Genomic DNA, 24,876 nt, shown 5'->3' on the forward strand with positions numbered 1-24,876 from the left:
TGAGCGGGCTTTTTTCTTGCCTGGTCCCCAGCGGCAAGGGAGCGGATCAGAAGCGCGGCATGCCGCCCCCACCTCCACCCATGCCGGGCAAGCCTTTCATTCCCCCCATGCGCTTCATCATCTTCATGAGGCCGCCGCCCTTCATCTTCTTCATCATCTGCTGCATCTGCTCGAACTCGTTCAGCAGCCGGTTCACCTCCTGAACCTGCACCCCCGCCCCGGCCGCGATGCGGCGTTTGCGCGTCGCCTTCAGCAGCTCGGGCTTGCGCCGCTCCAGCGGCGTCATGCTGTTGATGATGCCCTCCTTGCGCCGGATGTCGCGCTCCGCGCGGTTCATGTCGGCATCGGTGGCCTTGGCGGCGAGCTGCTGCGGCAGCTTGTCCATGATGCTGGACAGCCCACCCATCTGCTTCATCTGCTGCAGTTGGCCGAGAAAGTCGTTGAGATCGAAGCCGGCGCCGCTCTTGACCTTGGCCGCCAGCTTCTGTGCCGCCGCCACATCGACGCCGGCCGTGACCTGCTCGACCAGCGCCACGATGTCGCCCATGCCGAGGATGCGGCCGGCATGGCGCTCGGCGTCGAACACCTCCAGGCCGTCGATCTTCTCGCTGACACCGGCAAACTTGATCGGCACACCCGTCACCTGCCGCACCGACAGCGCGGCGCCGCCGCGCGAGTCGCCGTCTGTCTTGGTGAGGACGATGCCGGTCAGCGGCAGCGCTTCCTTGAAGGCCTTGGCGGTATTGATCGCGTCCTGGCCCTGCATGGCATCGACCACGAACAGCGTCTCGACCGGGTTCAGTGCGGCGTGCAGCTGCTGGATCTCGTTCATCAGCACCTCGTCGATGGCGAGGCGGCCCGCCGTGTCGACCAGCAGCACATCGAAGAAATGGCGCTTGGCATGATCGAGTGCGGCGCGGGCGATGTCGAGGGGCTTCTGGTCTGGCGTGCTCGGGAACCACTCGGCCCCGGCCTGCCTGGTGACGGTCTTGAGCTGCTCGATGGCCGCCGGCCGGTAGACGTCGCCCGAGACGGTGAGCACCTTCTTCTTGCGCTTCTCGATCAGGTGCTTGGCCAGCTTGGCGGTGGTCGTGGTCTTGCCGGCGCCCTGCAGGCCCGCCATCAGGATCACGGCAGGCGGCTGCGCCACCAGGTTGATGTCGGCCACGCCTTCGCCCATGGTTGCGGCGAGCTCCCGGTTGACGATGCCCACGAGCGCCTGGCCGGGCTTGAGCGACCCCAGCACCTCCTGGCCCATCGCCTTCTCCTTGACGCGGGCCACGAAGTCGCGCACCACGGGCAGCGCGACGTCGGCCTCGAGCAGGGCCATGCGCACCTCGCGCAGCATGTCCTGCACATTGCTTTCGGTGATGCGGGCCTGCCCGCTGACCTGTTTGACGAGGCGTGAGAATTTTTCGGTGAGGGCGCTGGCCATGGTGTTTCCCGCGGGCGGGACCGGTGGGTGGGGAGCGGGGCGTCTTCGCAAAGGGTCACACCAAGGCGAGACGCTAAACTCCGGTCGATGATTTTAGCGATCCCCTCCCCACTCGGCGTGGCGCTGGGCATCGCCACCGCCGCCGCCTACGGCGCGACTGCCGCAGCCTCCTCCTGGCTCGGGCGGTCTTCCACGCAATGGATGCTGGGCCTGGCCTGGGTGCTCCACGCGTGCGTGCTCGCCTGGTCGCTGGCTGGCGGCGACCCGCGCTTCGGCTTCGCGCCGGCGCTGTCGGTCACCGCCTGGCTGGTGATGACGGTCTACGCGATCGAGAGCCGCCTTTATCCGCAGCTCAAGGTGCGGCGCCTGCTCCCGGCCCTGGGCGCGGCCGCCGTACTGCTCGCGATGATCTTCCCGGGTACGCCGCTGCACGTCTCGGCCTCGCCCTGGCTGCCGCTGCACCTGGCGCTGGGCATCGCCTCCTACGGCCTGTTCGGTGCGGCCGTGGTCCATGCCTGGCTCATGACTCGCGCCGAGAAGCAGATCCGGCTTGCGGCCGAACCGCAGGCCGGCGTGCCTCTGCTCACCATGGAGCGGCTGACCTTTCGCTTCGTGACGGCCGGCTTCGTGCTGCTATCGGCCACGCTGCTAGCCGGCCTGCTGTTCAGCGAGCAGCTGTACGGCCCCAATGCGCGCGGCTGGAAGTGGGACCACAAGACCGTGTTCTCTGTCCTGGCCTGGATCAGCTTCGCGGTGCTGCTGATCGGGCGGGCGCGCTTCGGCTGGCGCGGCCGCACCGCGCGGCGCGTGCTCTATGCCGGCGCGGCCCTGCTGCTGCTGGCCTATGTGGGCTCGCGCTTCGTGCTCGAGGTGGTGCTGGGGCGCGCAGCGCCATGAAATACCTGCTGGTCCTCGCAATCATCCTGGTGGCGGTCTGGCTCTGGCGCAAGGCTCGGCGCGAAGAACTGCAGTCGCGAACGCCGCCTCCCCCTTCTGCGCCCGCGCCTGAGCCAGGCAGCATCGGGCCTCCGCAAGCCATGCTGCGCTGCGCGCACTGCGGGCTGCACCTGCCGGCCCCGGACGCGGTGCGCGGTGCCGACGGCACGGCGTACTGCAGTGCGGCGCACCGCCGGGCCGCGACGCCCTGAACGAGGCTCCATCGATGCGCCGCCGGGCCGCTCCCAGGGCGAACAGCAACGCAGCCCGCTGGGCGGAGGTTGCCTTATGAGCACCTTCCTCTGGTCGCGTGCCGAGCCCGGGACCGATTGGACGCCGCTCGACCAGGCGGCCGGCCGTGAAAGCTCGGCCCTGCTGCGCCTGTGGCGCGGCTTCATGACCGCGCGCAGCTTCGTCGCCGTCGTGCTGCTGCTGCTCCAGGGCCTGGTCTTCGCGCTCGGTCAGGCCATGCAGCCGACCGTGGTAGCGCTGGCGGTCGGGTACCTGCTTGCCACTCTGCTGGTCGCGCGCTATGCGCTCTTCCAGCCGCCAGTGCGGCGCTTCGGCACGGCCTGGCTGTCGACCATCGGCGTCGACCTGGTGGTCTTCAGCGCACTGCAGCTGCTGCAGGTGGGCAGCATCAACTACACGCCGTTGTTCGCCCTCCCGGTGCTGATGGGCGCCGTCCTGGGCAGCGGTGCCGTCGGCCTGGGCACCACGGCCATTGTCACGCTGCTGCTGCTGACGCAGGCCGGCTGGTACTGGCTGCAGCAGCAAGCCGAACCATCGGCGCGCTTCGTGCAGGCCGCGCTGACCGGCACCGGCCTGTTCGTGGTGGCGCTGCTGGCGCACGAGCTGTCGCGGCGGCTGATGCGCGAGGAGGCGCTGGCGCAGCGCAACCGGGGCACGGCGCAGATGCATGCCCTGGTGAACGACCTGGTGATCGAGACGCTGAGCGAAGGCGTGCTGGTAATCGACGCAAAGGGCCAGGTGCACGCGGCCAATCCTGCTGCCGATGCGATTCTGGGACAGGGACTGGCACAGCTTGAGTTGCCTTTTGCGCTGGGCGCTCACCCGGCCTGGATGCCGCTGGCCGCGATCGCGCGCAATACCTTCGCGCGGCGCACGGCGCAGTCGCGCGAGATCCCGATCGCGCAGGCCCAAGGCGCGCCGCGCGAGGTGCGCGTGCGCACGCGGCTCACCCGCGCCGCCGAGCGTGGCATCGAGAGTCTGTGCGTGATGTTCCTGCAGGATCTGCGCGAGCTCGAGGCGCGCATCCGCACCGAGAAGCTCGCGGCCATGGGGCGCATGTCGGCCGCCGTCGCGCACGAGATCCGCAACCCGCTTGCCGCGATCACCCAGGCCAGCGCGCTGCTGGGCGAGGACCTGGTCGATCCCGGCCACCGGCGACTGACGACGATGGTTCAGCAGAATGCGCAGCGGCTGTCGCGCATCGTCGACGACGTGCTCGACGTCGCCCGCGCCCGACAGCAGCGCGTGCTGCCGCTCGGCGAGCAGCTGGTGCTCGATCCCACCGTGCGCACGCTGGCCGAAGAATGGGTGCGGCAAACGCAGCGCCAGGGCGTACTGCTGGTGCTGGAGGCGCCCGGCAGCGTCGTGCGCTTCGACATCGAGCACCTGCGGCGCATCCTCGTCAACCTGCTCGACAACGCGGCACGCTATGCTGGCGCGCGCGACGGCTCGATCCAGGTGACGACCCGGCTGAACGCCGCCGGCCGCGCCAGCCTTCAGGTGTGGAGCGACGGCGCGCCGCTCGAGCCTGCGGTGCAGCGCCATCTGTTCGAGCCCTTCTTTTCGTCCGAGAGCCGCTCCAGCGGCCTTGGCCTTTACCTGTGCCGCGAGTTGTGCGAGCGCCACGGCGCCACCATCGGCTACGAGCGCCGCGCCTTGGCAGCAGAGGGGCCGGAAGGCAACGAATTCGCCGTCGTCTTCATGCCGGGCGAAGGCGGGCTGACACAATAGCGCCGTGAGCAGCCCCAATCCGCCCGCGCCGCGCCCCGCCCAGATCTTGGTCGTCGACGACGAACCCGACCTGCGCACGCTCTACGAGCTCACGCTGCTGCGCGAGGGCTACCGCGTCGAGGCGGCCGGCAGCGTGTCGGAGGCGAGCGAACATCTCGACGCGGGCCGCTTCGATGCCGTGATCACCGACATGCGCTTGCCCGACGGGCTGGGCATGGAGATCCTGCAGCGCATCCAGCAGGAGCAGCGCAGCGAGCGTTGCGTGGTGATGACCGCCTACGGCTCGGCCGAGAATGCGGTCGAGGCCCTGAAGGCGGGCGCCTTCGACTACCTGACCAAGCCGGTGGACCTGAAGCAGTTCCGTACCGTCGTGGCTTCGGCGGTGCAGGCGCAGGCCGCGCCCGCACGGCCGGCGCGCCAGGCGGAGGACAACGCCAGCAAGTTGGCAACGACCATCAGCAACGCGGGCACGGCTGCACTCGAAAGGCTGGTCGGAAATTCCGAACCGATGCGCCTGGTCAAGTCGCGCATCGCCAAGGTGGCGCGCGGCATGGCGCCGGTGCTGGTGCGCGGAGAGTCCGGCACGGGCAAGGAACTGGCGGCACGCGCGGTGCATGCGTGCAGCCAGCGCAGCGATGGGCCCTTCGTCGCGGTCAACTGCGGTGCCATTCCCGAGAATCTGCTCGAAGCCGAGTTCTTCGGCGCGCGGAAAGGCTCCTACACCGGCTCCTCGCAAGACCGCGATGGCTACTTCCAGGCAGCGCGCGGCGGCACGCTCTTCCTCGATGAGATCGGCGACCTCCCGCTGGCAATGCAGTCCAAGCTGCTGCGCGCGATCCAGGAGCGCAGCGTGCGGCCGATCGGCTCGACGCAGGAGGACGCCGTCGATGTGCGCATCGTGAGCGCCACGCACAAGGACCTGCAGGCCGAGGTGCAGGCCGGCCGTTTCCGACAGGATCTGTTCTACCGGCTCAACGTGATCGAGATCGCGGTGCCGGCGCTGCGCGAACGGCGCGAAGACCTGCCGGCGCTTTGTGAGGCGCTGCTGGCGCGGATCGCGCGCGACGCCGGCATGCCGATCCCAGCGCTATCGCCCGAAGTGCTGCAGCGGCTGTCGCAGCATCCGCTCAACGGCAACGTGCGCGAGCTCGAGAACCTGCTGCACCGTGCTGTCGCGCTGAGCGACGGCGATGTGCTGCACATCGATGTCTCCAGCCCCACGACGCCGCGCGAGCCGGCGGGGACGCCGCCCCTGACGGCGACGCAGGCATGGGTCGAACAGCCGCACGGCGCACCTTCCGCGGCAAAGCCGCCCGCCACGGTCCCGAGCGATCTGCAGAGCTATCTGGACCAGCAGGAACGCGAGATCCTCGTGCGCGCACTGCAGGAAAGCGGCTTCAACCGCACCGCGGCCGCGGCGCGGCTGGGCCTGAGCCTGCGGCAGATCCGCTATCGCATCGCGCGCCTGGGCATCGCTACGCCCGGCGGCGACGACAGTCAAGGCAATGGCCCCGACGAGTGAAGACAACCAGAGCACCGGCCTGTGGCAGGACGGCTGGTACCGCTTCGCCAGATCGCTGCGCTCTCCGAACTTCGGGCCACGCCCCGCCGGTGCGCAGATCGACCTGATCGTGCTGCACTCCATCAGCCTTCCGCCCGGCCACTATGGCGGCGACGAAGTGCAGCAGCTCTTCATGAACCAGCTGGACTGGGATGCGCATCCTTACTTCGGCACCATCCGCGGCCTCGAAGTCTCGGCCCATTTCTACGTGCGTCGCAACGGAGAGCTCTGGCAGTTCGTGAGCTGCGACCACCGCGCCTGGCATGCCGGCCCATCATCCTGGCGCGGCCGTGCCAACTGCAACGACGATTCGATCGGCATCGAACTCGAAGGCCTGGAGGGCGAGAGCTTCGAGCTTGCGCAGTACGAAACCCTGGCCAGTCTCTGTCCCGCCATTGCTCAGCGCTACGCCATTGGCTTCGTGGCGGGCCACGAGCACATCGCGCCGGGCCGGAAGGCGGACCCCGGCACCGGCTTCGACTGGGTGCTTCTGCAACAGCAGTTGGGCTGGGAGCGCGCGATGTTTCCCGACTCCGTCATGGCCCGCTGAATTTTTTCAATCCTCGCCTCGGCCCCGATGCACAGGCGCCACGTCACCGCCGTCGCAGACATCGCCGGCAGCCGCTCAGCAACCATGCGCCTTTCAGGCCCAAATGCGCGCGCAGGGCGCATGGGGAGTGGCACGCGCTAAGGTCGTTCAGCAACGATGCGGCACGAGCGCCCCATCGAGGCCGCCATCATGGCGATGCATGCCATTGAACTACAAGGAAAACACTACATCTAGTGGGTTGTGGCCCTCTGAGACCCCAGATATAGTGTGCCCTGCCCCGTGCTTCATGACCAAGCAACCGGCCAGGCACGGCACGCCGCCCCAACAAGAAATGCCAACAGAGGACTGAATGCAAACTGCCCAGAACCATCCCGCCACGTCCCGCGCCGTTCCCTCGACGCCGCAACAAACCCGCGACAAGGCCGGCTCCCCCGCCGGCAACGCGCTCGCCAACTACCAGATCATCCGCCGCAATGGCGCGGTCGTTCCCTTCGAGCCCAACAAGATCGCCATCGCGATGATGAAGGCCTTCCTCGCGGTGCACGGCACCCAGGGCGCGGCCTCCGCCAGCGTACGCGAGACGGTCGACACCCTGACCCAGGGCGTGGTGCGTGCCATGCTGCGCTCGCGCCCGGGCGGCGGCACTTTCCACATCGAGGATGTGCAGGACCAGGTCGAGCTCGGCCTGATGCGCGGCGGCCACCACGAGATCGCCCGCGCCTACGTGCTGTACCGCGAGCGTCGCGCGCAGGAGCGCTCCAGGCAGGGCGAGCAGGATGCCCCGGTCGCCGTCTCCACGCTGCACGTGATCGACCGCGGCGAGCGCGTGGCGCTCGACCTCAACGAACTCAAGGGCCTGATCGAGTCCGCCTGCGCCGGCCTGGGCGAGAGCATCACCGGCGGCCCGATCGTTGCCGAGACCATGCGCAATCTCTACGACGGCGTGCCGCTCGACGAGGTCTACAAGGCTTCCATCCTCGCCGCCCGCACCCTGATCGAGAAGGACCCCGACTACACCTTCGCCACCGCGCGCCTGCTGCTGCACACGATCTTCAAGGAAGTGGTCGGCCGCGAAGTGCCGGCCGCCGAGCGTGCCCAGGCCTATGCCGACAACTTCCCGCTCTTCATCAAGAAGGGCGTGGACAACGAGCTGCTCGACGAGAAGCTGCTGCAGTACGACCTGGCCCGCCTGGGCGCCGCGCTCAAGCCCGAGCGCGACCTGCAGTTCGACTACCTCGGCCTGCAGACCCTGTACGACCGCTACTTCCTGCACGTGCGCAAGACCCGCATCGAGCTGCCGCAGGCCTTCTTCATGCGCGTGGCCATGGGACTGGCGCTGAACGAGATCGATCGCGAGGCACGCGCGATCGAGTTCTACGAGGTGCTGTCGTCCTTCGACTTCATGTCCAGCACGCCCACGCTGTTCAACAGCGGCACGCTGCGCTCGCAGCTCTCGAGCTGCTACCTGACCACCGTGCCTGACGACCTGGACGGCATCTACGAGTCGATCAAGGAAAACGCCCTGCTCTCCAAGTTCGCGGGCGGCCTGGGCAACGACTGGACCCGCGTGCGCGCGCTGGGCAGCCACATCAAGGGCACGAACGGCGAGTCCCAGGGCGTGGTGCCCTTCCTCAAGGTCGTGAACGACACCGCGGTCGCGGTCAACCAGGGCGGCAAGCGCAAGGGCGCGGTCTGCACCTACCTGGAAACGTGGCACCTCGACATCGAGGAGTTCCTGGAGCTGCGCAAGAACACCGGCGACGATCGGCGCCGCACGCACGACATGAACACGGCGAACTGGATTCCCGACCTGTTCATGCGCCGCGTGATGGAAAAGGGCAGCTGGACGCTGTTCTCGCCCTCCAACGTGCCCGATCTGCACGACAAGTTCGGTGCCGACTTCGAGGCCGCCTACGTGGCCTATGAAGAGAAGGCCGCGCGCGGCGAGATCAAACCCAGCCGCACGGTCCAGGCCACCGATCTCTGGCGCAAGATGCTCACGATGCTGTTCGAGACCGGTCATCCCTGGATCACCTTCAAGGACGCCTGCAACGTGCGCTCGCCCCAGCAGCACGCCGGCGTGGTCCACTCGTCCAACCTCTGCACCGAGATCACGCTCAACACCAGCGACACCGAAACTGCCGTCTGCAACCTCGGCTCGGTCAACCTGCTGCAGCACCTGAAGGACGGCAAGGTCGACCAGGAGAAGCTGCAACGCACGGTCGCGACGGCGATGCGCATGCTCGACAACGTGATCGACATCAACTACTACGCGGTCAAGAAGGCGCGCGACTCCAACCTGCGCCACCGCCCCGTCGGCCTGGGCCTGATGGGCTTCCAGGACGCGCTGTACGAGCTGCGCATCCCCTACGCCTCGCAGGAGGCCGTGCAGTTCGCCGACGAGTCGATGGAAGCGATCTGCTACCACGCCTACTGGGCCTCGACCGAACTGGCCCGCGAGCGCGGCCGCTATTCCAGCTACAAGGGCTCGCTGTGGGACAAGGGCGTGCTGCCGCCCGACACGCTGGACCTGCTCGAGAAGGCGCGCGGCGGCTACGTCGAGGTCGACCGCTCGTCCACGCTCGACTGGAGCGCGCTGCGCCAGAAGATCAAGACCGACGGCATGCGCAATTCCAACTGCGTCGCCATCGCCCCGACTGCCACCATCTCCAACATCATCGGCGTGGACGCCTCGATCGAGCCCTGCTTCGGCAACCTCTCGGTCAAGTCCAACCTGTCCGGCGAGTTCACCGTGATCAACCACTACCTGGTGCGCGACCTCAAGCGCCTCGGCCTGTGGGACGACGTGATGGTGATGGACCTGAAGCACTTCGACGGCTCGCTGCGCCCGATCGATCGAGTGCCGCAGGACGTGAAGGCGCTCTACGCGACCGCGTTCGAGATCGAGACGACCTGGCTGGTCGAGGCCGCCGCGCGCCGCCAGAAGTGGATCGACCAGGCGCAGTCGCTGAACATCTACATGGCTGGCGCATCGGGCAAGAAGCTCGACGACACCTACAAGCTCGCGTGGCTGCGCGGCCTGAAGACCACCTACTACCTGCGCACGCAGAGCGCCACGCACGCCGAGAAGTCGACGGTGCAATCGGGCCGGCTCAACGCGGTGTCGTCGGGAAGCAATAGCGGTGGCGACGCGTCTTCGTCGGGCATGAGCGCGCTCGACGCGGCCGCGGCGGCTGCGCAGGCGCAGCTCAGCGCGATCCCTGCGACCGACATCGCCTTCTGCGGCGTGGACGATCCAACTTGCGAAGCATGCCAGTGATGTCGGCGTGAAGATGCAGTGATTCGCGGCATCGCCCGACAAATGGCGATGCATGCGAACAACATAACGGCAACATAAACAGAGCGCGATGTGAAGAGCACTTTGCAACTCACATCGTTGCTCACATAATTTGAGCATTGGATTTTTCTATGTTGACCTGGGACGAAGAAGTCAAGCCCTCCTTGCCAAAGGACCTGCAACAAGGCATGCGGCAACCATCGAACAGCGACGCGCAAGCCAGCCGCTCGCTGGAGCATCCGACTTCGCAAACAGCGCCCGCTCCCGTTCCGCGCAAGCTCGATGACGGCGCCGTCGTGCGCACACCGCAGCAACCCGCGCCCACATTGCCGGCCGCACGCCGCGTGAAGGCGGCCGACAAGCGCATCATCAACGGCCAGACCGACGTCAACCAGCTTGTGCCGTTCAAGTACAAGTGGGCGTGGGAGAAGTACCTCGCCACCTGCGCCAACCACTGGATGCCGCAGGAAGTGAACATGACGCGCGACATCGCGCTCTGGAAAGACCCGAATGGCCTGAGCGAGGACGAGCGCCGCATCGTCAAGCGCAACCTCGGCTTCTTCGTGACGGCCGACTCGCTGGCCGCCAACAACATCGTGCTGGGCACCTACCGCCACATCACGGCCCCCGAATGCCGCCAGTTCCTGCTGCGCCAGGCGTTCGAGGAGGCGATCCATACGCACGCCTACCAGTACATCGTCGAATCGCTGGGTCTGGACGAGAGCGAGATCTTCAACGCCTACAACGAGGTGCCGTCGATCCGCGAGAAGGACCAGTTCCTCATCCCCTTCATCGACGCCATCAGCGACCCGAACTTCCACACCGGCACGCACGAGAACGACCAGACGCTGCTCAAGTCGCTGATCGTCTTCGCCTGCCTGATGGAAGGCCTGTTCTTCTATGTCGGCTTCACGCAGATCCTTGCGCTGGGCCGCCAGAACAAGATGACCGGTGCCGCCGAGCAGTACCAGTACATCCTGCGCGACGAGTCGATGCATTGCAATTTCGGCATCGACCTGATCAACCAGCTGAAGCTCGAGAATCCCCACCTCTGGACTGCGGAGTTCAAGGCGGAGATCAAGGCCCTCTTCCTGAAGGCCGTAGAGCTCGAGTACCGCTATGCCGAAGACACCATGCCTCGCGGCGTGCTCGGCATGAATGCCTCCATGTTCAAGGGCTACCTGCGCTACATCGCCAACCGGCGCGCGCAGCAAATCGGCCTCGAAACGCTCTTCCCGAACGAGGAAAACCCCTTCCCCTGGATGAGCGAAATGATTGACCTGAAGAAGGAGCGCAATTTCTTCGAGACCCGGGTGATCGAGTATCAATCGGGTGGTGCGCTCTCCTGGGATTGAATTGTTCTGACAACAAAAATGAATTCAAGAATAGCCATCACCGTCGACAGGCACCGGAGAGTGCAGCGGCGGTGAAGGCGCAGGTGTTCATGGCGCTGGAGCTCGATCCAACGTCATGAATCGCTTCACGACGACCAACATGCGTGGAGTGCTTCAAAGGTTGATTTTTTCAACTTGATCAAGGAGAAAAGAGAAATGGCAACTGCAAAGAAAGCGCCGGCGAAGAAGGCCGCTGCAAAGAAGGCTCCGGCCAAGAAGGTCGCTGCTGCAAAGAAGGCGCCGGCCAAGAAGGTCGCGGCAAAGAAGGCTCCTGCCAAGAAGGTAGCGGCCAAGAAGGCGCCGGCCAAGAAGGCCGCAGCCAAGAAGGCTCCTGCCAAGAAGGTAGCAGCCAAGAAGGCGCCGGCCAAGAAGGCCGCAGCCAAGAAGGCGCCGGCCAAGAAGGCGCCGGCGAAGAAGGCCGCGGCCAAGAAGCCTGCTGCCAAGAAAGCAGCGAAGAAGCCTGCTGCCAAGAAGGCCGCGAAAGCGCCCGCCGCTGCTGCGCCTGCGCCTGCAGCGCAAACGACGCTGAACCCCCAGGCAGCCTGGCCGTTCCCGACGGCCAGCAAGCCCTGAGTCTCTCGGCAGCCTTGAAGGCAAAGGCCCGGCACTTCGGTGCCGGGCTTTTTTATTGCGGACCGGGGCTCAGAGTCCGAGCGCCTGGCGATCCACCTGGTAGTTCTGCGGACCGCGCTGCGCGATCTTGAGCGCGCCGAGGCGGTTGCCCAGGGCAGCACAACGCGAGAGCGGCCAGCCCTGCTCCAGGCCGTACAGCAGCGCGCCGCGCCAGGCATCGCCGCAGCCCGTGGGCTCTACCACGGCGGAGGGCTTGACGGCCAGCACGTGCTCGCGTTCGCCGCGGGTCCACACCTCGCAACCCTCGGCCGCGAGGGTGACGACCAGGCCCTGCACGCGCTCGGAGATTTCGGCAAAGCTCCAACCCGTGCGCTGCGAGAGCATCTTTCCCTCGTAGTCGTTGACCACCACCCAGCTCGCCAGCTCCACGAAATGCCGCAGCGCGTCGCCGTCGAACATCGGCAGGCCTTGACCGGGATCGAAGACGAATGGAATGTTGGCCGCCTTGAACTGCTGGGCGTGCTGCAGCATCGCCTCGCGTCCGTCTGGCGCCACGATGCCGAGCCGGATGTCGTCGCGCGCCGTCACCTTCGTGATGTGCGCCTGCTGCATGGCCCCCGGATGGAAGGCCGTGATCTGGTTGTTGTCGCGGTCGTTCATGATCATCGCCTGCGCGGTGAAGGTGTCGTCCACCTGCCGCACGAACTCCGTGCTGATGCCCAGCGAGCGCAGCCTCTCCAGGTAGTCGCCGCCATCGCTGCCCACCGTGGCCATCGGCAACGCCCTGCCGCCCAGCGCGTTGAGGCTATAGGCGATGTTGCCGGCGCAGCCCCCGAAATCGCGCCGCAGGCCGGGAACCAGGAAGGACACGTTGAGGATGTGCAGCTGATCGGGAAGGATCTGATCGGCGAACCGGCCCTCGAAGGTCATGATCGTGTCGAACGCGAGAGAACCGCAAATCACTGCTGCCATGTATGAAACACCGGTTGGGTTGAGGAAGAGAAAGAAGAAGAGGCGCCGTCTTCAGGGATAGAAGGCCAGCAGATGGAAGCCCGCGACCGGCGGCAGCGCCGCCGCCTCGGGACCCGTGAGCGCGAGGGGCAGCGAGGCCGCGCGCTCGGCACGCGCCGGCAGCACGGACGGCGCCCCGAACTCGGCGGGCATCAGGACGCGCCGCACCACCGCCCGCTCCTGCGTGTCGAGCAGCGAGAGCTCGATGGCCGGCATCGCGAGCGGCAGTGGCGCCCCGTTGCGCAAGGTGAAGTTCAGCCTGTAGGCGTCGCCGCTCTTCTCCCGCGCGAAGGAGGCGCCATCGATGGTGATGTCGCCGATCTGCTTCGGGGCCGAGAGCTCGCAGCCGGTCAGCCCGCACAAGGCCGCGAGCGCGGGGCGAAGCGAAGGCTGCCGAGCCGCCATCAGGTCTCGTTCCTGATGCAGCACTTGAACGGCCAGGAGGATCGCCGCGAAGACGGCCAGGCCCACCAGGACGCGACGCACACCCGTGCGCTGCCAGAATGCCGCGCCGCCGGCCGCCGCCGCAGCGAAACGGGGCAGGCGCCGCGGTGTGTCGAGCACAGGCTCAGGCTCGCTGGCCGACAGCACAACGGGCGCCGACTCGCGCGCGGCCCGCTCTTCGCCCCGCGCCTTCGCGCGGGCGATCTTGGCGGACTTGGCGCGCGCGCGGCGCAGGGCTTTCTGCAACTGCACACTGGCGGCGTCCTCCTCGGCGGTGCTTGCACGCACTGTCTTCGCTTCGGGCGCCGCCGGCTCCGCCTCGTGCGCCCCGCGGCCGATGGGCGGCACGGCCGACAGGTTCAGGTCGATGTTCGGGAAAGGGGGAAATGAAGGGTACGGCGGCACCACATGCGGGTCCGCTTCGACCATGGAAGCTGACGTCTGGGGCCAGGGTTCGTCGGCGACGACGCCGGTGAACGACTGAGGATCGGGTTTCTGCACTGGCGCCTCGGGCTTTTCCGGCGCTTCGGATGCCGGTGCGTCGGCGACTGGTGGCCCGGGGACCCCGGTCCCGGTCCCGGTCCCGGTCCCGGACTCGGACTCGGACTCGTGCTTGTGCTCGTGCTCGTGCTCGTGCTCGTGCTCGTCATCGAGGAAATCCGTCTCCTCGATGCGCCGTCCGAGCTCCTCCCCAGGCGACTCGGCCTCCTCCTGCGCGGGCAAGACCGGGGCTGGAGAAGGCAGGGCCGTCGCCGGCGCAGCTGCCGGAGGCGGCGAGCCTGCCGCTGTTTCGTCAAGCGGCGCGGGCACCTTGGACGCGGGGGCCGGCTCGGGTGTCTCGTGCAAGTCGAGCGTTGCATCGAAGACCTCGCTGCAGCGGCCGCAGCGCACCCAGCCCTCGGAGATGCGAAGCTGGTCCCTCACCACCTTGAAGGTGGTGCCGCAGGCAGGGCAGCGGGTGACCAGGCTCATGAGGCGCCGATTGTATTGGGGCTGGCCCCAAGGCAGGCGGGCTCAGGCGCTCGCGGTCATCAGGATCCAGCCGTCCTCGGCGTCGCTCACTTCCAGCGCGACATAGGGCGCATACGCCAGCTTCAGCTCATCGGCCTGGCGCTCGAGAATGCCGGCCAGCACCAGCGAGCCGCCGGGTGCCACATGCTCGCAGAGGAGCGGCGCCAGCACCTTGAGCGGTGTCGCGAGGATGTTCGCGAGCACGATGTCGTACCGCCCTTGGGCGAGTTCGCTCAGGCCGGCCCTCAATTGCACGCCATTGGCCTTGGCATTGAGGCGGGTTGCTTCGACGGCGGCCTCGTCGATGTCGACGGCATCGATTTCCGCGGCGCCGAACTTCGCCGCGCCGATCGCGAGGATGCCGGAGCCACAGCCGTAGTCCAGCACGCGCTTGCCGCCCATCTCGGCCCGCGAGGCGATCCAGCGCAGGCACATGCGCGTGGTCGGATGCGTGCCGGTGCCGAAGGCCAGCCCCGGATCCAGCCGGATCACCTGCCGCGCCCCTGCCGGCGGCTCGTGCCAGGTGGGGACGATCCAGAACTCCGGTGTGATCTCGACCGGCGCAAACTGCGATTGCGTGAGCCTCACCCAGTCCTGCTCGGGCACGTCGACAAGGTCCAGGAGTTGGCAACCGTCAAAGAAGTCCTGCGCCGCCAGCACGGTCGCAGCCTCGCGCGCCTGCGCCTCGTCGGCGAAGAGAGCGATCACGCGCGAGCGCTGCCAGCCCTCCTTCGGCGGCGGCATGCCCGGCTCGCCGAAGAGCGCCTGCTCGGCATCGGTCTGGGCGTCCGCGTCCTCGACCGAGACGCTCAGCGCGTCCAGCGCCTCGAGCGCGTCGCTGAGGCTCTCGACACGGTCTTCCGGGACGAGCAGGCGAAGTTCGAACATGGGGCGACCCCGCTCAACGCTTGTGGGCCGCGAGCCACTCTTCGAGGTAGTGGATGTTGGTGCCGCCGCTCATGAACTTGGCATCGACCATGAGCTCGCGGTGCAGCGGGATGTTGGTCTGGATGCCTTCCACCACCGTCTCGTTCAGCGCGGTGCGCATGCGCGCAAGCGCCTGTTCGCGTGTGTCGCCGTGCACGATGATCTTGCCGATCATCGAGTCGTAGTTGGGCGGAACGAAGTAGTTCGTGTAGACGTGGGAATCCACCCGCACTCCAGGCCCGCCCGGCGGATGCCACATGGTGATGCGGCCCGGCGAGGGCGTGAACTTGTAGGGGTCCTCGGCGTTGATGCGGCATTCGATGGCATGGCCCCGCATCTCGATCTGGCGCTGCGTGAACGGCAGCCGCTCGCCGGCCGCGACCATGATCTGCGTCTTCACGATGTCGATGCCGGTGGTGAACTCGGTGACCGGGTGCTCGACCTGCACGCGCGTGTTCATCTCGATGAAATAGAACTCGCCGTTCTCGTAGAGGAACTCGAAGGTGCCGGCGCCGCGATAGCCGATCTTCTTGCAGGCCATGGCGCAACGCTCGCCGATCTTCTCGAGCAGCTTGCGCGGGATGCCCGGAGCGGGCGATTCCTCGATCACCTTCTGGTGGCGCCGCTGCATCGAGCAGTCGCGCTCGCCCAGGTAGACCGCGTTCTTGTGCTTGTCGGCCAGCACCTGGATCTCGATGTGGCGGGGGTTCTGGAGGAACTTCTCCATGTAGACCGAGGGATTGTTGAAGGCCGCGGCGGCCTCCGCCTTGGTCATCTGGATCGCGTTGACCAGCGCCGCTTCGGTGTGCACCACACGCATGCCGCGCCCGCCACCGCCGCCCGCCGCCTTGATGATCACCGGATAGCCGATGGCGCGCGCAATGCGCTTGTTGATGGCGGCGTCGTCGGACAGCTCGCCCTCCGAGCCCGGCACGCAGGGAACGCCGGCCTTGATCATGGCCTGCTTGGCCGACACCTTGTCGCCCATGATGCGGATCGATTCAGGCGTGGGCCCGATGAACTGGAAGCCGCTCTGCTCGACGCGCTCGGCGAAGTTGGCGTTCTCGCTCAGGAAGCCATAGCCCGGGTGGATGGCCTCGGAATCAGTCACCTCGGCGGCGGAGATGATCGCCGGCATGTTCAGGTAGCTCAGAGAGGACGGCGCCGGGCCGATGCATACCGCCTCTTCGGCCAGCTTCACATACTTGGCTTCGCGGTCGGCCTCTGAATAGACCATGACCGCCTTGATGCCCAGTTCGCTGCAAGCGCGCTGAACGCGCAGGGCAATTTCGCCGCGGTTGGCAACCAGGATCTTCTTGAACATGGTCACTCGATGATGAACAGCGGCTGGCCGTATTCGACCGCCTGACCGTTTTCGCCGAGGATCTGTGTGACGGTGCCGGACTTGTCGGCCTCGATTTCGTTGAGGATCTTCATCGCCTCGATGATGCAGACCGTATCGCCTTCCTTCACCTGGCTGCCTACTTCGACGAAAGCCGGTGCGCCTGGACTGGAGGAGCGATAGAAGGTACCGACCATGGGGGACTTCACCACATGCCCGGCCGGCGCCGCCTCCGGGACGGGGGCCGCGGGAGCAGGCGCCGCGATGGCCCCAGCCGGCGCGGGGCCAGCCGCTGCTGGAGCTGCCGGGGCAGCAACGGTTTGCACGTACTGGATCGGCGCAGCCACTCCCGCTTTCACGATGCGGACCTTGCCTTCGGTTTCAGTGATTTCCAACTCGGAAATATTCGATTCGGACACCAGATCGATCAGTGTCTTGAGCTTGCGCAGATCCATGGGACTCCAGCGCCGGCTTTGCCGGCCATGAGGACTTAACTCACGAGAAAATCGGGGTACTGCGGCGTTCAGCCGCCAAATAACCGATTCGGGGGGTCGATTCTAGCTGTGAACTATGCCCGTCGCCACGCCTGGAGGTCGGCCGGCTCGATCTTGCCTATTCTACGCGCCGCAATCGCACCTCCCGCGTCCACCACCAAGCTGAACGGCAGCCCGCCAGCTGTATTGCCCATTCCCTTGACCAATTCGGTGCCTTGCAACCCGGCCAGTCCAATGGGATAGCTGACCGGCGTCTTGGCGAGAAACTTGCGCACAGCGCTGGGCTGGTCTATCGCTAATCCCACGACTTGCCAACCATTGGCAGCATTTTCGCGAAAGAACGCGTCGATCATCGGCATTTCCTCGACGCATGGCGGACACCACGTGGCCCAGAAATTGATGAGAAGGGACTTGCCTCGAAGCTGCTCGAAGACCAGTTCGCCGCCCTCCGGCCGCTCGAATCGCAGGGACCAGAAGGCGGCATCCAGCTGCTCGCCCCCGCCATCGGCGCGCCGGTGCCATACCGCGCCGCCGACGCCCGCCATCGCCGCCACCGCGGCAACGCTCCCGTAGAGCCAGCCACGGCGCGTGGACCTGGGATTCATCCGCTTTCCTTTTCGATCAGGCGCCGCAGGGCCGCCATGTTGCCCCGAGGCACGCGCCCCTGGGCATCGGGTTTGAGGGCGCCGCGCAGATCGTCCAGGTCATAGATCAGGAGATGGACGCCGATCTCCTCGCCGAGGGCGCGGCTGGCCACATGGATGCTGAGCGCTTCGACCTGCTCGCCATGGAAGCCAGTGACCATGCGGGGCTCGTAGTCCACATGGTGGTCGATCAGCGTGATTTCCGCCGACTTCGGATCGTCGCAGAACAGCTGGATGTAGATGTCCGACAGCCGCGTCGCCGTGCCATGCCAGACGGCGCCGCCGATATGGGGCCGGAATTCGGCCATGTGCTCCATCCATTCGAGCGCCAGCACGCGCAGGGCGTGCAGTTCCTTGGGCTGCGTGTCGGCGCAATAGAGCCGGATGTAGTCCCGCACCTCGCTCTCCACCTCGTCGTTGTGGGGCAGCGGGGTGCGCGCAGGCAAGCCCAGGTCGCGCAGCGCGCGGCGCTTGGCCGGACCGTACTCCAGCCCCTCCTCGACGATGAGGCGGGCTGCGGCGGCGGCGATTTCCTGCTTGGGCACGTCCATCGACCCATTTTGCACAAAGGAAGGCGCGCACAGAAGAGCTGCCCCAAGGGCATCCCTAGAATCACCCGATGCACATTCACATCCTCGGCATCTGCGGCACCTTCATGGGCGGTCTGGCTGCCCTGGCGCGCGAGGCCGGCCACCGGGTGACCGGCTGCGATGCCGGCGTCTATCCGCCGATGAGCGACCAGCTGCGCGCACTCGGCATCGAGCTGATCGAAGGCTACGGCGCCGACCAGATGGCGCTGGCGCCGGATGTCTTCGTCATCGGCAACGTGGTGTCGCGGATCCGGCTCGCGGACGGGATGCCCAAGTTCCCGCTGATGGAAGCGATCCTCGACGCCGGCGCTCGGTACACCAGTGGCCCCCAGTGGCTGGCGCAGGAGGTGCTGCAGGGCCGGCACGTGCTGGCCGTGGCCGGCACGCACGGCAAGACCACCACCACCTCCATGCTGGCCTGGATCCTCGAGCGCGCCGGCCGCTCGCCAGGCTTCCTGGTGGGCGGGGTTCCGCTGGATTTCGGCGTCTCCGCCCGGCTGGGCGGCGGTAGCGGAGGCACGAGCGCCCCCGCGGGGGCCACATTCGTGATCGAGGCCGACGAGTACGACACCGCCTTCTTCGACAAGCGCAGCAAGTTCGTCCACTACCGCCCGCGCACCGCGATCCTCAATAACCTCGAGTTCGACCACGCCGACATCTTCGATGACCTGGCTGCGATCGAACGGCAGTTCCATCACCTGGTGCGCACGGTGCCGGCCAGCGGCCGCGTCGTCGTCAACGCGACGGAGGAAAGCCTGCAACGCGTGCTCGCCCAAGGCTGCTGGAGCGAGGTGGCCCGCTTCGGTGCCGGCGGCGAATGGCAGGCGCAGGGGACGCACGATGCCTTCGACGTGCTTCGGCACGGCGAGAAGGTGGGACGCGTCGAGTGGGCGCTTTCGGGGCTGCACAACCAGATGAACGCGCTGGCCGCCATAGCGGCGGCAGAGCATGTGGGCGTAACTCCGGCAGAGGCAGCCGCGGCACTGGGAGGCTTTCGCAACGTGCGCCGACGCATGGAGGTGCGAGGCACGATCGATCGGCCCGGCGGGCCGATCACGGTCTACGACGATTTCGCCCATCATCCGACCGCCATCCGCACCACACTCGAGGGCCTTCGCAACAAGCTCGACGGTGGCGGCCATCGCGGCGAGCGCATCCTGGCTGCCTTCGAGCCGCGCAGCAACACCATGAAGCTGGGCACCATGACCGCCCAGCTGCCGTGGAGCCTGGAGCAGGCCGATCTCGCCTTCTGCCACAGCGGCGGCCTCGAATGGGACGCCGCGGCCGCGCTCGCGCCGATGGGCGCACGCGCTCGCGTCGCCGCCGCGATCGAGCCGTTGGTGGCGCAGATCGCGGCTGCCGCGCAACCGGGCGACCATATCGTCTGCATGAGCAACGGCGGTTTCGGCGGGGTGCACCAAAAGCTCATTTCGGCCCTGCGCGCGGCAAAATGAGCGGATGCGCGCACAGGAACTTATCGACACCCTGAAGCTGGCCCCGCATCCCGAGGGCGGCTGGTACCGCGAGGTGTTCCGCTCCGCGACCCAGGTCTCGCCGGCTGACGGGCGCACGCCGCGACAGGCGCTCACCACCATCTATTTCCTGCTCGAGGCGCAGCAGCATTCGCGCTGGCACCGCGTGCTCTCCGACGAGGTCTGGGTCCATCTCGAAGGGGCACCGCTGGCGCTGTGGACCAGCGACGCGGCCTTGCGAACGCCGCCGGCGCACATCCGGCTCGGCCCCGTCGACGTGCACGGGACCCATCCGCAGCACACGGTGACGGCGGGGCGCTGGCAGGCGGCGAAGCCGCTGGTGACGCCGGGCAGCCCCGACTACACGCTTGTCAGTTGTACCGTTGGGCCCGGCTTCGACTTCAACGACTTCTGCTTCATGCAGCCCGACGGGGACGAGGCGGCGCTTATGCGCCACCACTGGCCGGCGCTGGCCGAACTGATCTGAAGCGCCGACAGGCCCTCTTGCTTCAGCCCCGGCGCGCCTTGACCGCCTGCGACAGCAGCGCCAGCACCTGCGCCGAATCCTCCCAGCCCAGGCAGGCGTCGGTGATGCTCTTGCCGTATTCGAGGTTGGCGACGCTGTCCTTGCCTGCGCTGAATTTCTGGGAACCGGCATTCAGATGGCTCTCGACCATCAGCCCGAAGATGCTGCGGCCGCCGTGCGCGATCTGTCCCGCGATGTCCTGGGCCACCTCGATCTGCTTCTGGTGCTGCTTGCTGCTGTTGGCATGGCTGCAGTCCACCATCAGCGTCGGCGGCAGTTTGGCTGCCTCCAGGTCCTTGCAGGCCGCGGCCACGCTGCTGGCGTCGTAGTTGGGCGCCTTGCCGCCGCGCAGGATGACGTGGCAGTCCTTGTTGCCGTTGGTCTGCACGATCGCAACCTGACCGTTCTTGTGCACCGAGAGGAAGTGATGACCACGCGCCGCCGCCTGTATTGCATCGGTGGCGATGCGGATGTTGCCATCGGTGCCGTTCTTGAAGCCAATGGGCGCCGACAGCCCCGAGGCCAGCTCGCGGTGCACCTGGCTCTCGGTGGTCCGCGCGCCGATCGCGCCCCAGGAAATCAGGTCGCCGATGTACTGCGGCGAAATCACGTCGAGGAACTCGCTGCCGGCAGGCAGGCCGAGGCGATTGATCTCGATCAGCAGCTGGCGCGCGATGCGCAGCCCTTCATCGATGCGGAAGCTCTCGTCGAGGTACGGGTCGTTGATCAGCCCCTTCCAGCCCACCGTGGTGCGCGGCTTCTCGAAGTAGACCCGCATGACGATCTCCAGCGTGCCGGCGTACTTCTCGCGCTCGACCTTCAGGCGCCGGGCGTATTCGAGCGCGGCGTCCGGGTCATGGATCGAACAGGGCCCCATCACCACCAGCAGCCGGTCGTCCTTGCCGCTCATGATGTTGTGGATGGCCCGGCGGGTGCCGGTGATCAGCGTCTCCACCGGCGTGCCGCGTATCGGGAAGAAGCGGATCAGGTGTTCGGGAGGGGGTAGCACGGTGATGTCCTTGATGCGTTCGTCGTCGGTTCGGCTGGTTTTCTCGACGCTCGCATACCAGTTCTCGGTAGCAGGGACGTTGCTCGTGCTCATGGTTCGTTCCTTCAAGGGATGGAAATCATCGGGGCATAAAAAAACCGCCGGGGCTCGAGGCGCCGGCGGTCTTGGGAGGGTGTTCAGTGTGCTTTACGCGCTCGCCTCTCGTCCGCCGGAGTCCGGGAACCAAAAGTACGAAAAGAAGAACGCGACGCGCAAAGACATAGGGGCGCAATGTAGCACAGGAAAGCGCACTGCCCGTTGCGAAAAAGCCTCAGGCCGTGCCACCGACGGTCAAGCCGTCGATGCGCAAGGTGGGCTGTCCGACGCCGACCGGCACGCTCTGGCCTTCCTTTCCGCAGGTGCCCACGCCGGAATCGAGCGCCATGTCATTGCCGATCATGGTGACGCGCGTCAGCGCGTCCGGACCGTTGCCGACCAGGGTCGCCCCTTTCACCGGGTACTGGATCTTGCCGTTTTCCACCCAGTAGGCCTCGCTGGCCGAGAACACGAACTTGCCGCTGGTGATGTCGACCTGGCCGCCGCCGAAGTTGGTGGCGTAGAGCCCCTTCTTGATGCTGGCGACGATCTCCGCGGGCACCTTGTCGCCACCCAGCATGTAGGTGTTGGTCATGCGCGGCATGGGCACATGCGCATAGCTCTCGCGGCGCCCGTTGCCGGTGGGCTTGACCTTCATCAGGCGCGCGTTGAGGGAGTCCTGGATGTAGCCCTTGAGGATGCCGTCCTCGATCAGCACGTTGCGTTGCGTGGTGTTGCCCTCGTCGTCGACGTTGAGGGAGCCGCGGCGGTCGGCGATGGTGCCGTCGTCCAGCACGGTCACGCCCTTGGCGGCCACGCGTTCGCCAATGCGGCCCGAGAAGGCGCTCGACCCCTTGCGGTTGAAGTCGCCCTCCAGCCCATGGCCGATCGCCTCGTGCAGCAGGATGCCGGGCCAGCCCGGGCCGAGTACCACGGTCATCTCGCCCGCGGGCGCCGGACGCGAATCCAGGTTGACGAGCGCCTGCTGGACCGCCTGGTCGACGAACTCGGCGATGCGCGCCTCGTCGAAGTAGGCCAGGCCGAAGCGCCCGCCCCCGCCGCCCGAACCCACCTCGCGACGGCCATTCTGCTCGGCGATCACTGTGAGCGAGAGGCGCACCAGCGGTCGCACGTCCGCAGCCAGGGTGCCGTCGGCACGCGCCACCAGCACCACGTCGTATTCGCTCGCCAGGCCTGCCATTACCTGCGCGACCCGCGGATCCCGCGAGCGCGCGAGCTTCTCGACCTTGCCCAGCAGCTCGACCTTGGCGGCGCTGTCGAGCGTCGAGATCGGATCCACGCCGCCGTACAGCGAACGGCCGGTCGCGACCTTGCGCGTGGGCGCCTTCACCCGGGCGTTGCGCCCGGCGGCGGAAATGGTGCGCACGGTGCGCGCCGCATCGAGGAGCGAGGCCTCGGAAATGTCGTCCGAATAGGCGAAGGCCGTCTTCTCGCCGCTGACGGCGCGCACGCCAACGCCCTGGTCGATGCTGAAGCTGCCGGTCTTGACGATCCCCTCCTCCAGGCTCCAGCCCTCGCTGCGGGTGTACTGGAAATAGAGGTCGGCATCGTCCACCTTGTGGGCGGTGATCTCGGCCAGGGCGCGAAGCAGATGCGATTCGTCCAGGCCGAAGGGCGTGAGCAGGAGCTGCTGCGCCGTGGCGAGGCGCTCGAGGGTGGGTTCGCGGGAGATCATCGGGGGATTCTAGGCGCGCCCCCCGGATGACGCGCAAAAGCGGTGAATGCGCTTCTCAGCTCTGCATCAGCCTCTTGGCGCGCGCGATCGACATGAGGATCCCCAGCGCCAGCCCCAGCGTCACCATCGCGGTGCCTCCATAGCTGATGAAGGGCAGAGGCACGCCGACCACCGGCAGGATGCCGCTGACCATGCCCATGTTCACGAAAGCGTAAGTGAAGAAGATCATGGTCAACGCCCCGGCCAGGAGGCGCGAGAACAGCGTCGGCGCGTCCAGCGCGATCGCCAGGCCGCGGAAGATCAGGAAGATGAAGCCCGCGATCAGCGCCAGGTTGCCGGCCAGGCCGAACTCCTCGGAATAGGCCGCGAAGATGAAGTCCGTGGTGCGCTCGGGGATGAACTCCAGGTGCGTCTGCGTGCCCTGCATGAAGCCTTTGCCGCCGACCCCGCCGGAGCCGATGGCGATCATGCCCTGGATGATGTGGAAGCCCTTCCCCAGCGGGTCCTTGGTCGGGTCGAGCAGCGTGCAGACGCGTTGCTTCTGGTATTCGTGCAGCACGCGCCAGTCCACGCCATCGGCGCACAGCTTCGATTCGAAGCCCACGATGAGCGAGATGGCGATCACCCCGATCACCACCGGCGGCACGATCAGCTTCCATGAGAGGCCTGCGAAGAAGATCACCGACAGGCCGGCCGCCAGCACCAGCAGCGACGTGCCGAGGTCCGGCTGCTTCATGATCAGGCCTACTGGCACCGCCAGCAGCACCGTCGCGACCACGAAATCCAGCGGGCGCAGCTGGCCCTCGCGGCGCTGGAACCACCAGGCCAGCATCAACGGCATGGCGATCTTCAGGATCTCGCTCGGCTGGATCACCATGCCGACATTGATCCACCGGGTGGCGCCCTTCTTGGTGATGCCGAACAGCGCCACCGCGATCAGCAGTCCCACGCCCATTAGATAGATGGGCACGGCGAAGAACATCAGCCGCTGCGGCGGCACCTGTGCCACCACGAACATGATGAAGCCGGCCAGCAGCATGTTGCGGCCGTGGTCCATGAAGCGCGTGCCGTGGTCGTAGCCGGACGAGTACATGGTCAGAAGCCCGGCGCAGGCCAGCAGCAGCACCGCGAACGCCAGAAAGCCGTCGAAGCCCTGGAACACAGGCGCGATGCGTCGCGCGAGGGACGGCTGGTGGAACACGGCGGACATGGGCGCGGATTATCCGCTCGCCGCCGCCTGCTTCACGGACAATCGCCGATCACCGTCGGCCCTTGAGTAAGACAAAGGCATGAAGCTCGCGCCCACCACCCACCTGCTGTACCTCCACGGCTTCCGTTCCTCGCCGCAGTCGACCAAGGCGCGGCAGATGGCGCAGCGCGTTCGCGAACGGCATCCGCAGCTGCACTGGTGGTGCCCGCAGCTGCCGCCTTCGCCGCACGCGGCCATCGAGCTGGTCATGCGGGGCATTGCGCAGTGGCCGCGCGACAGCATGGCGGTGGTCGGCTCCTCGCTCGGCGGCTTCTACGCCACCTACGTGACCGGCATGATGCGCTGCCGCGCTGTGCTGCTGAACCCGGCCGTCCACCCGGCGCGCGACCTGGCGAACTACATCGGCGAGCAGACGTCCTGGCACGACCCGGCCGAGCATTTCTACTTCCGCCCCGAGTACATCGACGAGCTGCGCGCGCTGGACGTGGGCCCGCTGGCCAGGCCGGAGCGCGTCTTCGCCGTCATCGCCAAGGGCGATGAGCTGCTGGACTGGCGGGAGATGTCTGCCCGCTATCCTGGCAGCCGCATCAAACTGCTGGACGGCGGCGACCACGCCCTGTCCGATTTCGAGCGCAACCACCTGGACGAAGCGATGGCCTTCATCGACCCGGCCTGAGGCGCCGCTGCCCGCCACG

Annotated in this window: 22 protein-coding genes; 11 read left to right on the plus strand and 11 right to left on the minus strand. The window is 67.0% G+C overall.

Annotation, left to right across the window (positions count from 1 at the left end):
- Nucleotides 1-46: 46 nt before the first annotated feature.
- Nucleotides 47-1,435 carry a signal recognition particle protein gene (gene ffh / locus APY03_RS27740; RefSeq protein WP_068681970.1) on the minus strand — a complete coding sequence of 463 codons (1,389 nt, stop codon included), beginning with the start codon at nucleotides 1,433-1,435 and terminating at the stop codon, nucleotides 47-49.
- Nucleotides 1,436-1,522: 87 nt separating this feature from the next.
- Here ffh and APY03_RS27745 point away from each other — a divergent pair, with 87 nt between their 5' ends.
- The 8 genes from APY03_RS27745 to APY03_RS27780 all read left to right on the plus strand — a co-directional run bounded on the left by APY03_RS27745 (nucleotide 1,523) and on the right by APY03_RS27780 (nucleotide 11,730).
- Entirely contained in the window at nucleotides 1,523-2,332 is an 810-nt protein-coding gene (locus tag APY03_RS27745) for a cytochrome C assembly family protein (protein WP_068681972.1), read from the plus strand.
- Nucleotides 2,329-2,583 (plus strand): PP0621 family protein, encoded by a 255-nt coding sequence (locus APY03_RS27750; protein WP_068681975.1) that lies wholly within the window; start codon nucleotides 2,329-2,331, stop codon nucleotides 2,581-2,583. The genes APY03_RS27745 and APY03_RS27750 overlap by 4 nt, the downstream gene beginning before the upstream one ends.
- A 76-nt stretch (nucleotides 2,584-2,659) precedes the next feature.
- On the plus strand, nucleotides 2,660-4,354 hold the full coding sequence (locus tag APY03_RS27755; protein WP_068681977.1) for a two-component system sensor histidine kinase NtrB: 1,695 nt from the start codon (nucleotides 2,660-2,662) through the stop codon (nucleotides 4,352-4,354).
- Between the two features lie 4 nt (nucleotides 4,355-4,358).
- Nucleotides 4,359-5,876 (plus strand): sigma-54-dependent transcriptional regulator, encoded by a 1,518-nt coding sequence (locus APY03_RS27760; protein ID WP_068681979.1) that lies wholly within the window; start codon nucleotides 4,359-4,361, stop codon nucleotides 5,874-5,876.
- On the plus strand, nucleotides 5,860-6,465 hold the full coding sequence (ampD, locus tag APY03_RS27765) for a 1,6-anhydro-N-acetylmuramyl-L-alanine amidase AmpD (RefSeq protein WP_068681981.1): 606 nt from the start codon (nucleotides 5,860-5,862) through the stop codon (nucleotides 6,463-6,465). Before APY03_RS27760 ends, ampD begins: the two co-directional genes overlap by 17 nt.
- Nucleotides 6,466-6,814: 349 nt before the next feature.
- Entirely contained in the window at nucleotides 6,815-9,745 is a 2,931-nt protein-coding gene (locus APY03_RS27770) for a ribonucleoside-diphosphate reductase subunit alpha (RefSeq protein ID WP_068681982.1), read from the plus strand.
- Between the two features lie 149 nt (nucleotides 9,746-9,894).
- Entirely contained in the window at nucleotides 9,895-11,118 is a 1,224-nt protein-coding gene (locus APY03_RS27775) for a ribonucleotide-diphosphate reductase subunit beta (RefSeq protein WP_068681984.1), read from the plus strand.
- A gap of 195 nt (nucleotides 11,119-11,313) precedes the next feature.
- Nucleotides 11,314-11,730, plus strand: coding sequence for a histone H1-like DNA-binding protein (locus APY03_RS27780; protein WP_068681986.1), 417 nt, complete (start codon nucleotides 11,314-11,316; stop codon nucleotides 11,728-11,730).
- Between the two features lie 69 nt (nucleotides 11,731-11,799).
- Here APY03_RS27780 and APY03_RS27785 read toward each other — a convergent pair whose 3' ends face one another.
- The 7 genes from APY03_RS27785 to APY03_RS27815 form a co-directional block, all read right to left on the minus strand.
- Complete coding sequence (locus APY03_RS27785; RefSeq protein ID WP_068681988.1) at nucleotides 11,800-12,702, minus strand: carbohydrate kinase family protein; 903 nt, start codon at nucleotides 12,700-12,702, stop codon at nucleotides 11,800-11,802.
- 51 nt (nucleotides 12,703-12,753) lie between these two features.
- On the minus strand, nucleotides 12,754-14,157 hold the full coding sequence (locus APY03_RS27790; RefSeq protein ID WP_068681990.1) for a DUF3426 domain-containing protein: 1,404 nt from the start codon (nucleotides 14,155-14,157) through the stop codon (nucleotides 12,754-12,756).
- 42 nt (nucleotides 14,158-14,199) lie between these two features.
- A complete protein-coding gene (gene prmA / locus APY03_RS27795) occupies nucleotides 14,200-15,084 on the minus strand; it encodes a 50S ribosomal protein L11 methyltransferase (protein ID WP_068681992.1) in 885 nt (294 codons plus the stop codon).
- 13 nt (nucleotides 15,085-15,097) lie between these two features.
- Complete coding sequence (accC, locus tag APY03_RS27800; protein WP_068681994.1) at nucleotides 15,098-16,447, minus strand: acetyl-CoA carboxylase biotin carboxylase subunit; 1,350 nt, start codon at nucleotides 16,445-16,447, stop codon at nucleotides 15,098-15,100.
- 2 nt (nucleotides 16,448-16,449) lie between these two features.
- On the minus strand, nucleotides 16,450-16,920 hold the full coding sequence (accB, locus tag APY03_RS27805) for an acetyl-CoA carboxylase biotin carboxyl carrier protein (protein ID WP_068681996.1): 471 nt from the start codon (nucleotides 16,918-16,920) through the stop codon (nucleotides 16,450-16,452).
- Between the two features lie 113 nt (nucleotides 16,921-17,033).
- On the minus strand, nucleotides 17,034-17,564 hold the full coding sequence (locus tag APY03_RS27810; protein WP_068681998.1) for a TlpA family protein disulfide reductase: 531 nt from the start codon (nucleotides 17,562-17,564) through the stop codon (nucleotides 17,034-17,036).
- On the minus strand, nucleotides 17,561-18,154 hold the full coding sequence (locus APY03_RS27815) for a hypothetical protein (RefSeq protein ID WP_068682000.1): 594 nt from the start codon (nucleotides 18,152-18,154) through the stop codon (nucleotides 17,561-17,563). The genes APY03_RS27810 and APY03_RS27815 overlap by 4 nt, the downstream gene beginning before the upstream one ends.
- Before the next feature lie 68 nt (nucleotides 18,155-18,222).
- Here APY03_RS27815 and mpl point away from each other — a divergent pair, with 68 nt between their 5' ends.
- Together mpl and APY03_RS27825 are read left to right on the plus strand one after the other, a co-directional pair.
- Nucleotides 18,223-19,647, plus strand: a complete 1,425-nt coding sequence (gene mpl / locus APY03_RS27820; protein WP_068682002.1) for a UDP-N-acetylmuramate:L-alanyl-gamma-D-glutamyl-meso-diaminopimelate ligase — start codon at nucleotides 18,223-18,225, stop codon at nucleotides 19,645-19,647.
- Between the two features lie 4 nt (nucleotides 19,648-19,651).
- Nucleotides 19,652-20,152: a cupin domain-containing protein gene (locus APY03_RS27825; RefSeq protein ID WP_068682004.1), complete on the plus strand. Its 501-nt coding sequence runs from the start codon at nucleotides 19,652-19,654 to the stop codon at nucleotides 20,150-20,152.
- Between the two features lie 22 nt (nucleotides 20,153-20,174).
- Here APY03_RS27825 and APY03_RS27830 read toward each other — a convergent pair whose 3' ends face one another.
- From APY03_RS27830 to rodA, 3 genes are all read right to left on the minus strand, one after another.
- Nucleotides 20,175-21,293 carry a 3-deoxy-7-phosphoheptulonate synthase gene (locus tag APY03_RS27830; RefSeq protein WP_068682006.1) on the minus strand — a complete coding sequence of 373 codons (1,119 nt, stop codon included), beginning with the start codon at nucleotides 21,291-21,293 and terminating at the stop codon, nucleotides 20,175-20,177.
- Between the two features lie 217 nt (nucleotides 21,294-21,510).
- Nucleotides 21,511-22,971, minus strand: coding sequence for a metalloprotease TldD (tldD, locus tag APY03_RS27835; protein WP_068682007.1), 1,461 nt, complete (start codon nucleotides 22,969-22,971; stop codon nucleotides 21,511-21,513).
- A gap of 55 nt (nucleotides 22,972-23,026) precedes the next feature.
- Nucleotides 23,027-24,181 (minus strand): rod shape-determining protein RodA, encoded by a 1,155-nt coding sequence (gene rodA / locus APY03_RS27840; RefSeq protein WP_068682009.1) that lies wholly within the window; start codon nucleotides 24,179-24,181, stop codon nucleotides 23,027-23,029.
- 79 nt (nucleotides 24,182-24,260) lie between these two features.
- Here rodA and APY03_RS27845 point away from each other — a divergent pair, with 79 nt between their 5' ends.
- Nucleotides 24,261-24,857 (plus strand): YqiA/YcfP family alpha/beta fold hydrolase, encoded by a 597-nt coding sequence (locus tag APY03_RS27845; protein WP_068682011.1) that lies wholly within the window; start codon nucleotides 24,261-24,263, stop codon nucleotides 24,855-24,857.
- Nucleotides 24,858-24,876: the final 19 nt, after the last annotated feature.

This window comes from Variovorax sp. WDL1 (assembly GCF_001541225.1).
Classification (GTDB): domain Bacteria; phylum Pseudomonadota; class Gammaproteobacteria; order Burkholderiales; family Burkholderiaceae_C; genus Variovorax.

Bases quoted from the DNA above. Each gene is read 5' to 3' on its own strand.
- ffh (WP_068681970.1), bottom strand. From the start codon at position 1,435: ATGGCCAGCGCCCTCACCGAAAAATTCTCACGCCTCGTCAAACAGGTC.
- APY03_RS27745 (WP_068681972.1), top strand. From the start codon at position 1,523: ATGATTTTAGCGATCCCCTCCCCACTCGGCGTGGCGCTGGGCATCGCC.
- APY03_RS27750 (WP_068681975.1), top strand. From the start codon at position 2,329: ATGAAATACCTGCTGGTCCTCGCAATCATCCTGGTGGCGGTCTGGCTC.
- APY03_RS27755 (WP_068681977.1), top strand. From the start codon at position 2,660: ATGAGCACCTTCCTCTGGTCGCGTGCCGAGCCCGGGACCGATTGGACG.
- ampD (WP_068681981.1), top strand. From the start codon at position 5,860: ATGGCCCCGACGAGTGAAGACAACCAGAGCACCGGCCTGTGGCAGGAC.
- APY03_RS27770 (WP_068681982.1), top strand. From the start codon at position 6,815: ATGCAAACTGCCCAGAACCATCCCGCCACGTCCCGCGCCGTTCCCTCG.
- APY03_RS27775 (WP_068681984.1), top strand. From the start codon at position 9,895: ATGTTGACCTGGGACGAAGAAGTCAAGCCCTCCTTGCCAAAGGACCTG.
- APY03_RS27780 (WP_068681986.1), top strand. From the start codon at position 11,314: ATGGCAACTGCAAAGAAAGCGCCGGCGAAGAAGGCCGCTGCAAAGAAG.
- APY03_RS27785 (WP_068681988.1), bottom strand. From the start codon at position 12,702: ATGGCAGCAGTGATTTGCGGTTCTCTCGCGTTCGACACGATCATGACC.
- APY03_RS27790 (WP_068681990.1), bottom strand. From the start codon at position 14,157: ATGAGCCTGGTCACCCGCTGCCCTGCCTGCGGCACCACCTTCAAGGTG.
- prmA (WP_068681992.1), bottom strand. From the start codon at position 15,084: ATGTTCGAACTTCGCCTGCTCGTCCCGGAAGACCGTGTCGAGAGCCTC.
- accC (WP_068681994.1), bottom strand. From the start codon at position 16,447: ATGTTCAAGAAGATCCTGGTTGCCAACCGCGGCGAAATTGCCCTGCGC.
- accB (WP_068681996.1), bottom strand. From the start codon at position 16,920: ATGGATCTGCGCAAGCTCAAGACACTGATCGATCTGGTGTCCGAATCG.
- APY03_RS27810 (WP_068681998.1), bottom strand. From the start codon at position 17,564: ATGAATCCCAGGTCCACGCGCCGTGGCTGGCTCTACGGGAGCGTTGCC.
- APY03_RS27815 (WP_068682000.1), bottom strand. From the start codon at position 18,154: ATGGACGTGCCCAAGCAGGAAATCGCCGCCGCCGCAGCCCGCCTCATC.
- mpl (WP_068682002.1), top strand. From the start codon at position 18,223: ATGCACATTCACATCCTCGGCATCTGCGGCACCTTCATGGGCGGTCTG.
- APY03_RS27825 (WP_068682004.1), top strand. From the start codon at position 19,652: ATGCGCGCACAGGAACTTATCGACACCCTGAAGCTGGCCCCGCATCCC.
- APY03_RS27830 (WP_068682006.1), bottom strand. From the start codon at position 21,293: ATGAGCACGAGCAACGTCCCTGCTACCGAGAACTGGTATGCGAGCGTC.
- tldD (WP_068682007.1), bottom strand. From the start codon at position 22,971: ATGATCTCCCGCGAACCCACCCTCGAGCGCCTCGCCACGGCGCAGCAG.
- rodA (WP_068682009.1), bottom strand. From the start codon at position 24,181: ATGTCCGCCGTGTTCCACCAGCCGTCCCTCGCGCGACGCATCGCGCCT.
- APY03_RS27845 (WP_068682011.1), top strand. From the start codon at position 24,261: ATGAAGCTCGCGCCCACCACCCACCTGCTGTACCTCCACGGCTTCCGT.